At 29.2% G+C, this 11,818-nt stretch carries 11 protein-coding genes and 1 riboswitch; of the genes, 1 reads left to right on the top strand and 10 read right to left on the bottom strand.

The window, feature by feature from the left end; genetic code table 11:
• Position 1: 1 nt before the first annotated feature.
• The 9 genes from ABWP20_RS11275 to aroE form a co-directional block, all read right to left on the bottom strand.
• The gene (locus tag ABWP20_RS11275) at positions 2 to 1,711 is read right to left on the bottom strand and encodes a hypothetical protein (protein ID WP_353095905.1); all 1,710 of its coding nucleotides are present in this window, start codon (positions 1,709 to 1,711) and stop codon (positions 2 to 4) included.
• 10 nt (positions 1,712 to 1,721) lie between these two features.
• On the bottom strand, positions 1,722 to 2,324 hold the full coding sequence (locus ABWP20_RS11280) for a PilW family protein (RefSeq protein WP_353095906.1): 603 nt from the start codon (positions 2,322 to 2,324) through the stop codon (positions 1,722 to 1,724).
• Between the two features lie 17 nt (positions 2,325 to 2,341).
• Positions 2,342 to 3,775, bottom strand: coding sequence for a type IV pilus modification PilV family protein (locus ABWP20_RS11285; protein ID WP_353095907.1), 1,434 nt, complete (start codon positions 3,773 to 3,775; stop codon positions 2,342 to 2,344).
• Positions 3,772 to 4,542 carry a prepilin peptidase gene (locus ABWP20_RS11290; protein WP_353095908.1) on the bottom strand — a complete coding sequence of 257 codons (771 nt, stop codon included), beginning with the start codon at positions 4,540 to 4,542 and terminating at the stop codon, positions 3,772 to 3,774. The genes ABWP20_RS11285 and ABWP20_RS11290 overlap by 4 nt, the downstream gene beginning before the upstream one ends.
• A gap of 165 nt (positions 4,543 to 4,707) precedes the next feature.
• Entirely contained in the window at positions 4,708 to 5,133 is a 426-nt protein-coding gene (locus ABWP20_RS11295) for a type II secretion system protein (protein WP_353095909.1), read from the bottom strand.
• Positions 5,134 to 5,362: 229 nt separating this feature from the next.
• Positions 5,363 to 5,453, bottom strand: a riboswitch (cyclic di-GMP riboswitch).
• Between the two features lie 220 nt (positions 5,454 to 5,673).
• A complete protein-coding gene (locus ABWP20_RS11300) occupies positions 5,674 to 6,876 on the bottom strand; it encodes a type II secretion system F family protein (protein ID WP_353095910.1) in 1,203 nt (400 codons plus the stop codon).
• A gap of 12 nt (positions 6,877 to 6,888) precedes the next feature.
• Entirely contained in the window at positions 6,889 to 7,941 is a 1,053-nt protein-coding gene (locus ABWP20_RS11305) for a type IV pilus twitching motility protein PilT (RefSeq protein ID WP_353095911.1), read from the bottom strand.
• An 11-nt stretch (positions 7,942 to 7,952) separates the two neighbouring features.
• On the bottom strand, positions 7,953 to 9,635 hold the full coding sequence (locus tag ABWP20_RS11310) for a GspE/PulE family protein (protein WP_353095912.1): 1,683 nt from the start codon (positions 9,633 to 9,635) through the stop codon (positions 7,953 to 7,955).
• A 33-nt stretch (positions 9,636 to 9,668) separates the two neighbouring features.
• On the bottom strand, positions 9,669 to 10,535 hold the full coding sequence (aroE, locus tag ABWP20_RS11315) for a shikimate dehydrogenase (protein ID WP_353095913.1): 867 nt from the start codon (positions 10,533 to 10,535) through the stop codon (positions 9,669 to 9,671).
• Between the two features lie 182 nt (positions 10,536 to 10,717).
• On the opposite strand from aroE, the gene ABWP20_RS11320 reads away from it, so the two are divergent.
• Entirely contained in the window at positions 10,718 to 11,404 is a 687-nt protein-coding gene (locus ABWP20_RS11320; protein WP_353095914.1) for a YhcN/YlaJ family sporulation lipoprotein, read from the top strand.
• A gap of 45 nt (positions 11,405 to 11,449) precedes the next feature.
• Here ABWP20_RS11320 and ABWP20_RS11325 read toward each other — a convergent pair.
• The coding region (locus ABWP20_RS11325; protein WP_353095915.1) for a sigma-70 family RNA polymerase sigma factor at positions 11,450 to 11,818 on the bottom strand (369 nt) is incomplete at its 5' end.

The following is an 11,818-nucleotide window of genomic DNA, read 5'->3' on the forward strand; positions in this document are numbered from 1 at the left end:
TTTATTGTTTCTCTATCACATGGTCTTTTATTTCTTTCCATTCATGAACTTCCCAACCTACATTAGTCGGCTCTAGTATATGAGGCGGATAATCATAGAACATTCTGGGATCATGGGCATATTTTTTCTTATATCCAGTTCCATTAACTGTTCCAACAGCTTTTCTCTCTCTTTGAGTTATATTTCCCCACAATGTAATATCACCTTTTTTATAACCTACTGTTGCATCTTCATATCCGAATCCATATCCTCTAAAAACAGAAAAAATAGCAGCATGAATTGTAATATTATAAGGCCCCATATCATAAGTTATATTTCTTGTTCCCCATCTATAATCTGGCCTTATTATACCTCCATAATTTCTCCATTCCCATTGAAAATTCCAATTATCATCTCTTCCATCAGAATTATGTGCTTTCTTTGGCCAGCCGTAATGTAATATTAAAACATTCTTATTTGCTATTAACCCTAACATATCCTTTCCTGGTTTGCTTTTATCATCTTTTGCAAAAGAATATCTCATATATATATTTTTTTCATTGTCATAAGATGAAAGGTTGGAACCTATTCCATTTTTATTTCCACTAAAAATAGTATTGGTATATTCAATACCGCCAGATTCAGGATAAGTATTATTTGTCTTCCCTCCCCAAGTGAATATAAGAGGTGGTTGATTAGGTTTCTTATTTTTATTGTAAATATCCATAGGATCATAATCATACCAATTGGTTGGATCGTCATAAGTAATATAAATAGTATCCTCAGCACCAATTGTAAGTCTGCCTTTTAATTTACCAGAAATAAATATATTTCCAGAACGAATTCCAAATTTATCATTATTCCCTTTTATACTTTTATCATCATCTGGTACCTTATCTACATAAATAACTAAATTAGGTATATCCTTTGATATGCTATATATTTTTATATCGTCAAAATTTTGATTTCTAATTTTTATATTATCTCCATCAAGATAAATACATGTTCTGCCATAGAAAACCATGTTATCTTTTTCTGCCCAACTTTTTAAGTCTCGGTTTGAGTTGGGAAATCTAAGCTCCATTTCTCCTTTAGGCTCTCCCATTAAATACGCCTTTTCTTTATTTCTACTGGAAATTCTATCATCAATTTTTCTCTTTCCTACTTCACCATAATATGTTACAGTATCATAAAAGATTGGATAAGTAGCATTATTAATTCTATTGCCTTCCTGTGCTCTAAATGTTCCATTAGTATGATAAGGTCCATGACTTTCATCTCCAGATGTCCACCATATATTTGGTCCATCATTATCACTAACATAAACATGATGAACAAATTGCTTTTTTCTCACTTTAGCTAATATTGATTTTTTAGTACTGGGATTATCCTTAGTCCAACCTGTAGATATTATTGTCACAAATCTATCTGACTCACTTGGTTTAGAAACATCAAGCATAAAATATCCATCTTGAAATTCAATAGGCTTATTCATTATTTCATAATGTTCATCTTTACTATAAAAATTAAGGTCATCATTTAAATGCCATAAATATTTATTATATCCTGCCTCAGCATATTTCAATGCCTTTTGAGAACTATCATCCGTTATATTAAGCTTAGATTGAGTAGATGTCATAAATAAACTAGCAAATCCCAAAATCATCATAATAGAAAATGTAATTAAAATTATGGGTAAAGTCATTCCTTTATTATTTATTAACTCATTCATATAGCCCCCCCTAATTTTCAAAACTAGTTCTGCTTTTAGTAACTAAAAAAGTGTCTATTATAATTGGACTATTATTCTCACCCTTAGATATCTTTATTATCATCTTGACTTTTCTTCTATGATCATTTTCATCTTGATATTTATCATGTTCTTCTACTCTTTCTATATCTCCAAATATGTCTTTATTTATTACATTAGTCAAAATTATCTTTTCATTATAGAAATCATTTTTATATTCAAATGGATACTTACTATTAGTAGCCTTTTTCATATCCTTTATAATCTTATTTTCTATAAGTCTATACCTTACTAACTCTGGTACTCCATCGTCATCAACATCCGTATATATAGAGAGTTCTCCGCTATTCATCTCATCTTCTTTATATAAAACAGTATTTTCATTAGCCTTTTTTCCTTCATTAGCCTCTTTTTGAATACTACTTACAAAACTTCGTACATCTTCATTAATATTAAAAGTTTGCTCTACATATTTAAAGCTTAGATTTGTTAAAAAAAGCATATTATATATAACAATTAAAATAATAGAAATCATTGGTACAACAATCAAAAGTTCAATTAAGGTAATACCTTTTCTAACTTTACTTTGTTTCATATAAATTCTACTCCCGGTTATTTCAATTTTAAAATAGATATGCTTTTTTCCTCTGCTATGCTCATTCCATAAATATTTATAATATCTTCATAATTAAGTATCTTAAAACTTAAAATATCTTCATTAACTTCAATGGGCAAATCAAATTTTATTCTAAATTTATTATTTTTTCCAGGAATTATTTGAGTAATTGAATATAAATCATTTGAAACTTCAATATCATTTAATAAAAAAATCATTTCATCTATATTATTAATCCCTGATGTAAATTCAATAATAATTTCTTTAATCCCATTAGCCTTATCTTTATCCAATAAAACTTCTACATCTTCCATTCCAATAGCTAAATCTAATTTTTTAACTGAGGCTTTCATTAAACTAGAATCATCAAATTTACCATCCCATAGTTTTCCTGTTACACTATCTATAAAAAAATATTCTTCTTTTTCATTCCTAATTGAATACTCGTAATTCCATAATCTCCAAAACTTAATACTAGTGATATCTTTAATATTCATATTCAATAACATATAGCTAGTATCCTCTCCCTCAACTGGTATGTATGATTCTCCAGTAGGTTTGATTTCAACAGTAGTATTTTCATGATATTGATTTTTTCTAGGAATATCTATATACCCTGGAAAATCTATTAAAAAGGATTCAACAGGATATTCTATCTCATCATTTTTACTTTTTTCCCATCTAGGAATTATTATATTTTTTACTGTTTTCCAATTTTGAATTCTATTATTATCTCTCTCTACGCCATTTGGTATTGTCATTATCTCTCCATTTTTCCAATTTACAGGTTCAACTTTATATTCACCATCTTTTAATCCTCCAAATAAAGCTTCTCCTTTATTATCAGTATTAGTATAATAGGAATAGTCTTGAAATTTTCCTAATCCTACTTTTACATTTTTTTCCGGATTATTAGCACTACGAAAATATACTTTAATAATTACATATCCTGGCTCTGAAAATTCCCTTTCCCCTTCTCTAGAAATCAGAGTTCCAAGTATAGAATACTCCTTTGTTTTACCCGAAAAAATATCTTTAGCTTCTACTAAGACATCTACTTTCTTCATTGCCTGTGATACCGGTTCACCAGTAACAGATGTATCTTTTTCCCAATATATGCTAGTATGTAAATCGTATTCAACATTATCAATCTTTATAGACTCTGAAGAATCCATATAACCATCAGGATTTACTTTTCCTTTAGGAGAATAGTCAGAAATATCTAGTCCTAAGTCATCATAGTCCAATGTCTTTAGCCATTCTACCTGTGTATATGCTAATTCTAATGCTGTAAATTTAACATTATTCCATTTTGCATATTTAACTGAGTACATAAACATTGGTAAAATTGCAATACTTATAATTCCCAACAACATAATAGAAATTACAACTTCAATCAAAGTAAATCCATTCCTTATATTTGATTTCATACAATACTCCTAAAAAATATATTCATATACCAATTTATTAATTCCTCTCCCCAAAATACTACTATAAAAAATCCTAATACAATGAAAGGTCCAAAAGGTATAGGATCTTTTCTTCCCTTAATTTTCGTAATCAATAAGAATATAGAAATAATTGCACCTAATGTAAAAGACAAAAATATGGCTAGAAATATGTTTCTTATGCCTAAGATAAATCCTAATGCCCCAATTAAAGTTACATCTCCTCCACCCATTCCACCTTTAGAGATTAAAATAATAAGGATAAAGAATAATCCGCTTAAGACTAATCCTCCGATACTATTTAATAACTCTGGTGATTTTCTATATAATAAATATGATAAAATTTTATACATAATGGAAAAAGCTAAAATCAATATAACTAAAGTATCTAATATTATCATATGCTTTAAATCGATTATAGTAATTATAATAAGTAGAGAAAATAAAAATCCATAGAAAAAGAGTTCTAATGTAAATCCAAACTTTTTATATATAATTAAGTAAATTATAGCATTTAATAGTTCAATGATTAGATATTGGGAGGAGATTTTCTCCCCACAATATCTGCATTTTCCTCTTTGGAATACAAAGCTAAATACTGGTATTAAATCATACCATTTTAATCTCATATTACAATTAGAGCAATGGGATGGAGGAAAAACTATACTTTCCTCCTTTGGTATTCTATATATACATACGTTTAAAAAAGAACCTATTAGTAACCCGTATAGAGAAATTAATATGGTCATTGATTTAACTCCTTTAATGTAGCATTAACTTAATCTGAAATTCTAACTATATTATTAATTATCTAAATGCCAATATATGGACACCTCTAACACATCGTTATTAATTGTAATCAACTACCCATAAAAGTTATCATTCTATTTCTTAAGATACAATGTCGTCCATACCTATGGTGTTGCCGCTGTTTCATTATTTACTTCTATGTCTCCAGTTTCTTTAATTGTTACCGTATAATCTTTTCCATTATCCTCAGTTTTACTTATTCCCGTAGGAGCCTTTGGCCATTCTTGCAAATACAAAGCCCATTTATTATCATTGGTAGATGTGTCCGTTATATCACTAGCTTTAGTTCCTCCTTTTGGAGTCCATTTAATTTCTGCCGTTGGCACCCCAGTATCAGCTATAAACATAGTTGCAGCACCAGTTAAGGCTCTAATATTTGCCTCGTGTGCAGTGTTTGCTGCATTTTTTCTTGATGCTCCCAACTTAGGCACCGCTATAGCTGATAAAATCCCTAATATAGCAATAACTACTACTAATTCGACTAAAGTGAATCCCTTTCTGTTTCTTTTTTTGTTAATCTTTTTTAACATTACTCTTCCCCCTTAAAATTTTATTTTTTAACAATCTTCCTTCTAGAATTACTACCTTTATGTAAATAAAATCCAAGAATTTTGAATTGTAAATTATAGATTAAAGCTTAATATCTTTTCCATACTTATATATGATAATTTAAAGGAGTCTGTAATAATTTATGCATATTATGTAAATGTAAATCTAAATAATTTTATGTACAAAAAAGCTGCATAAATATATAATTATTTATGCAGCTGAACGATCATCATTATCCTTTGGATAATCTTAGACTCAAGCTTTGCGTCACTAAGTTTCCTTAGCTTTGCCGAGGAAATATTCATATTTCGATAATTTAATTTGTTTTATATTATAATAAGCATTTTACTATGTCAATATATGAAACTATTTTAGTAATAGTTATGTTAATTGTTAATCTTAAAGTAATCTCCAATTAAATATTGATAACTATAATTATAGATAAGCAGCCTCATAGTTTAATTAAATATATTTAAATTTGAACTTATTTATCTATATTTTACACTTTAAGTTATTTATCATCATTGTATTGTATTAACCATATCAAACATTGGCATAGCCATTGCTATCACTATAAATCCTATAATCAATGCCATAAAAATTAACATAATAGGTTCCATTAGGCTAGTCATTCTCTGTAATGCTACTTCTACTTCATCGTCATAAAAATCTGCTGTTTTATATAGTATATCATCTAAGGAACCTGATTCTTCACCTACTTTTATCATAGAGTCTACCATTGGAGGAAATATCTTTACTTCATTAACTACCTTAGATAAAGAAACTCCCTTTCTTATATTTTCTGATGCTACAATCAATCTATCATAAACTACTTTATTTCCCACTACCTTAGATACTATATCCATTGATTGAAGAAGTGGTATACCACTAGACATTAAAGTTGATAAAGTTCTCGTAAACCTAGATGTAATTATCTTAATATTAGTATCCTTCACTATTGGAATCTTAAGTTTTAATGCATCTAAAAAGCTTTTTCCTGTAGTTGTTTGCTTAAATACTGTAAATCCTACTACTATTCCAATGACTAATATTATAAATAAATACCAGAATTCTGTTATCCAATTACTTATACCTAATAATATTTGAGTTGGAATCGGCAAAACTTGCCCACTAGATTCAAACATTCCTATAAATGTTGGCATAACAGCTACTAATAAAAATATTATAACTGCAATTGAAACTATCGACAACACTATTGGATATATTAATGCAGATTTAACTTTATTTTCTAATTTATTTTCCTTTTCAAAATGTACTGCCATTCTTTCCATTATGATATCCAAACTCCCACTAATTTCTCCAGCTTCAACCATATTAATGAGTAGAGATGGAAATACTTTTGGATGTTTTTTCATACCTTCTGATAATGTAAACCCTTTTTGAACATCCTCATGTAAAGAGCCTAGTGCCTTTACCAATGGTTTACTTTCAGACTGTTTTTCCAATATATCAATACATTTTACTATTCCTATGCCTGCATCAAGCATTGTATAAAATTGCCTGCAAAATACTGCTAAATCTTTCTTCTTTACTTTCTTAGAAAAAATATCGATTTGAGCTTCAGTACCTACATCTTTTTCCACTGAAATAGGAAGATATTTATTTCCTCTTAACATTGTTAAGACGTCGCTTTCCTCATTTCCTTCAAAAAAACCTTCTATTACTTCACCTTTTTGAGATATCGCTTTATATTTATATATCATATTCATCTTACCCTAAATAATATATCTTCTAACATTATCTTGATTAATTGACTGCATTAATACAGTATCCTTAGTGATTAATCCTTTTTGATAAAGTTCCAATAGGGAATTATCCATAGTTTGCATGTGAAATTTAGCTCCTGTTTGTATAGCTGTATCGATTTGATGAATCTTTTCCTCCCTAATTAAATTCCTTATAGCAGTTGTTGCTATCATTATTTCAAAGGCTGCTATTCTTCCGCTTTCATCTGCCCTTGGTAATAGTTGTTGAGATATAATGGATTGTATTACAGATAAGAACTGTATTCGTACCTGCTGTTGCTGATGTGGTGGGAAAACATCTATGACTCTGTCTATAGTTTTTGCAGCACCAATTGTATGAAGGGTAGAAAGAACTAAATGTCCTGTTTCTGCTGCAGTAAGTGCTATGGATATGGTTTCTAAATCTCTCATCTCCCCTACCAAAATAACATCTGGATCTTGGCGAAGAGCTGCTCTTAAACTATTAGCAAAGGAGATGGAATCTGTACCTATTTCTCTTTGATTTACTATGCTTTTATTATGTTTATGAAGATATTCTATAGGATCCTCAAGAGTAAGTATATGGCATCTCCTTTCATTATTTATTTGATTTATCATAGATGCTAATGTAGTTGATTTTCCGCTTCCAGTTGGTCCTGTTACTAATATAAGTCCTCTAGGTAATCTGGCCAAATCTTTAACCACCTTTGGAAGTCCTAGTTCTTCTATTGTGGGTACTTCCAAAGGAATTATCCTTAAAGCCATACCATAAGATCCTCTTTGTTTATATGCATTTACTCTATATCTACCTATTCCTGGACTAGAAAAAGAAGTATCCACTTCTCCCTTTTCCTCAAGTTCCTTTATTAAATTTTCATTTAATGCTTCATACACTAATGCCTTAGTATCTTCAGGCTTTAATTTCTCTCCATCTAAATTTATTAAATTACCGTTGACCCTTAAAACTGGAGATATACCCACTGTTATATGAATATCTGATGCTTTTTCTTTTGTAGCTATATTCACTAACCCTATTACATTCACCAATCATCCTCCTATCCTAATGTAAATCCTACCCTTAATACTTCTTCATAAGAAGTATCTCCTGATATTGCTAAAGTTGCTGCTGATTGTAACAAAGTAGTCATCCCTCTATTTATAGCTTGTTTCCTTAATTCATCTATATTAGCTCTTTTGTCTATAAGTTGTCTAATGGTTTTATCAATAGGCATTAATTCATGGACAGCAACTCTACCCTTATATCCATCATTACATGAGCTACAGCCTATAGGTTTATTCAATATTAATTTTTCTTTTTCATTTACACCTAATACTTTCTTCTCTAAATATCCAGCCTCATATTTTTCCTTGCATTTACAGCAAAGTAATTTTACTAGTCTTTGAGATACTATTCCAACAACAGCAGAAGAAACGAGATATGGTTCAATTCCCATATCAATAAGCCTAGCTACAGTAGAAGGACTGTCATTAGTGTGTAAAGTAGATAATACAAGATGACCTGTAATGGCTGCCCTAATTGCAATTTCAGCAGTTTCTCCGTCCCTTATTTCTCCAACCATTATTATATCAGGATCCTGTCTGAGAACAGACCTAAGTCCAGATGCAAAAGTAAGTCCAGCCTTTGTATTTACTTGAACTTGATTAACTCCGTTTAGCTTATATTCTACTGGATCCTCTATTGTAATTACGTTCTTTTCTATTTTATTAATCTCTTGAAGTATAGTGTACAAAGTAGTTGTCTTTCCACTACCAGTAGGTCCTGTAACTAAAAGCATTCCATATGGCTGACTTAATATTTTATCAAAGGTTTCTAAATCTTTATTATTAAAACCTAGAGCCTCCTTTGTAAACATAAAGCTTGACCTATCCAGTAGCCTTATTACAATTTTTTCTCCATATACTGTAGGCAATGTAGATATTCTCATATCTATTTCACTACCATTAACCTTTGCCTCTATCCTACCATCTTGAGGTACTCTCTTTTCAGCTATATTCATTCTTCCAATAATTTTTATCCTAGTGATTATGGCTGAAAGGCTAGTTTTTGAAAGCATCATAATTTCTCTTAATTCTCCATCTATACGAAACCTCACCCTTATATCTTCTGCATATGGCTCTATATGTATATCTGAAGCTTTTTCTCGAACTGCTTGTTCTATTATAGAGTTTAAAAGCTTAACTATGGGGGCAGTGGTTACCTCCAATAATTCCGCATCTTCAATCTCATCAGCATTTATCGGTAAAAAGCTTTCTTCAAATTCTTCCAGTACCTTCTTTGTAGTTTCTTCTCTATAAAACTTATCTATGCTTCTAAGTATTTTTTCTCTTATAGATATAACCGGCTGAATATCTAATTTTACAAAAAGCTTTATATCATCTAATGCAAAAATATTTAATGGGTCAACCATAGCCACTATTAATGAATTTTCTTTTTTATCTATGGCTATGAGTTCATACCTTTTTACTATACTTTCTGGAATAATTGTAGCTACTTCTGAATTTATCTCATATTGATCTAAATTTATATATGGTATGCCAAGCTGAAATTCTAAAACCTCTATTATATCATCTTCTTTTACGAATTTTTCAGATACTAAAACTTCCCCAAGTTTTTTACCAGATTTTTTTTGTATAGCTAGTGCATCTTTTAACTGTTTTTCACTTATCTTCCCAGCATTTAATAATAATTCCCCCAACTTTAATCTTTTTCTTTCCATATTTCCACCTGAAATCATATATTCTTTCATAAACTATTCTATATAACTAGGTAAAATTCCTTCTATTTTTTTAAATATTTCCAAATTTATTTTTTTATCTAAATTTCCCCAAATATTTTGACTAAAAATAGCTTGATTTAAAAGCATAGATATTCCGTTAAAAGTTTTGAATCCCTTAGACTTAGCTTCTTTTATTAATTTAGTTTCATAAGGTTTATATACTATATCATAAACAATTGTATCTAAAGAAAATCCATTTAATTCTAATGGTGACATATTTTCTAAAGGATACATACCTATAGATGTGATATTAATAATAATATCAATATCTTTTTTATTTAAATCATTAAGATTCAAATTAATTATTTTGGTTATTACCTTATTATTTATCCTATTTATATTTTCTTTTAAACGAATACTATTATTTAATGTTCTATTAGCTATAGTTATACTATTTACACCGTTAATTGCTAGAGATGAAGCTATTCCATAGGCAGCTCCTCCTGCACCTATAATAAGAACATTTTTATTTTTTATTTTTATGTCATTGTCATAAAAAGTTTGTAAAAATCCACCAGCATCTGTATTATATCCTATAAGTTTTCCATTATGATTTTTTACAGTATTCACAGCTCCTATGGCATTAGCCTCAAATGTAATATCATCTAAATATTTGATTATAGATTTCTTATATGGAATAGTTACATTAAAACCTTTTACTTTTAGAGCCTTAAGTCCCTCTATTGCAGATTTTAAGTTTCCATTTTCTATATTAAATCCAAGATACATACTATTTTTATTTAAAATGGTAAAAATACTATTATGTATTATCGGTGATAGAGATTTATCTATTGGATTTCCTATTAAACAATAAAGTTTTGTTTCCCAAGTAGTCTTCATTATCCTCCTCCTAATCAGCTATATTATATCATAAAATCCAAATATGCAACATTCTAATTATTCAATATATGGTTATAAAAAAACAAAAAAATTTAAATATGGTTAGATTAGACAAATTACATAAAAACTAGCTTAAATAAAAAAACCGTTCTGTGCAAAACTATCTATAGGAGGTGGATAATTTGAAAAAAAATAAAATTGTGACTGTAGGATTATCTATGACTTTAATAGCTGCAATGGCAGGTTGTACTCCAAAAAGTACAAATTTAAGAAATATGTCTACCCAAACTAGACTATATGATAACAATACTAACAATCGTTGGATGAATAATACACCTTTGAATACCAGAGATAGATTAAATACGAATCTTAACAATGGTATGGTTAGAGATAATTACTCTCTTGATGATGGTGTTGTTAGAGATAACAATTATCTAAATAATAATGTTGTTAGGGAAAACAATGTTGCTAATGATACTGTAATTAGAAACAGAACTAATCTAGATAGCGGTATGATGACCAACGATGTTAGTCAATTATCAACAAGAGCTGATGCTATAGCAAAACGTGTTACTGCATTACCAGAAATAGATACTGCTTCTGTAGTAATTCATGGAAATACAGCTGTTGTTGGATGTGATGTAAAAGGAAATGCTAATAATACAATAGGTTCTAATCTTCAACAAAAGGTAGAAGCTGCTGCGAAAACTGCGGATAAGAACATAAAAAAGGTATCTGTAACCTCAGATCCTACTCTTTATAATAGAATAAGGACCATGAGTACAAATATAGGAAGCGGTCGTCCTATAACTAATTTTACTAGAGATATAGAAGATATTCTTAACAGAATAACAGCCCCAATTAGATAATTTAATAAATAAATTAATCCAGGATGTTATATGGCCTGGATTAGTTTATTTACCTGATAAAGTTTTATTTAATTTTGCAAGAGCCCTTGTTTCGATTCTCGATACATAAGATCTTGATATGCCTAACATAGAAGCAATCTCTCTTTGAGTCTTGCAGCTACCGTCTATAAGACCATATCTCAATTCAATTATAGCTTTTTCTCTATCTTTTAATACCTGATTAATTGCTTTATATAATTTTTTTATTTGTAATTTCAAATCTACTTCATTAAGTATTTCATCAACATCTGAACCTAAAATATCAAGAAGATTTATTTCATTACCTTCTTTATCCATACCAATGGGCTCATGTAAAGATAATTCTATTTTCGTTTTCTTTGTTGATCTTATAGTCATTAGTATCTCATTTTCTAT

It is taken from the genome of Tissierella praeacuta (assembly GCF_040396155.1).
In the GTDB taxonomy this organism is placed as follows: domain Bacteria; phylum Bacillota; class Clostridia; order Tissierellales; family Tissierellaceae; genus Tissierella; species Tissierella praeacuta_A.

Excerpts from the sequence above, each read along its gene's own strand:
- ABWP20_RS11275 (WP_353095905.1), bottom strand. The coding sequence starts at position 1,711 with ATGAATGAGTTAATAAATAATAAAGGAATGACTTTACCCATAATTTTA.
- ABWP20_RS11280 (WP_353095906.1), bottom strand. The coding sequence starts at position 2,324 with ATGAAACAAAGTAAAGTTAGAAAAGGTATTACCTTAATTGAACTTTTG.
- ABWP20_RS11285 (WP_353095907.1), bottom strand. The coding sequence starts at position 3,775 with ATGAAATCAAATATAAGGAATGGATTTACTTTGATTGAAGTTGTAATT.
- ABWP20_RS11290 (WP_353095908.1), bottom strand. The coding sequence starts at position 4,542 with ATGACCATATTAATTTCTCTATACGGGTTACTAATAGGTTCTTTTTTA.
- ABWP20_RS11295 (WP_353095909.1), bottom strand. The coding sequence starts at position 5,133 with ATGTTAAAAAAGATTAACAAAAAAAGAAACAGAAAGGGATTCACTTTA.
- ABWP20_RS11300 (WP_353095910.1), bottom strand. The coding sequence starts at position 6,876 with ATGATATATAAATATAAAGCGATATCTCAAAAAGGTGAAGTAATAGAA.
- ABWP20_RS11310 (WP_353095912.1), bottom strand. The coding sequence starts at position 9,635 with ATGGAAAGAAAAAGATTAAAGTTGGGGGAATTATTATTAAATGCTGGG.
- aroE (WP_353095913.1), bottom strand. The coding sequence starts at position 10,535 with ATGAAGACTACTTGGGAAACAAAACTTTATTGTTTAATAGGAAATCCA.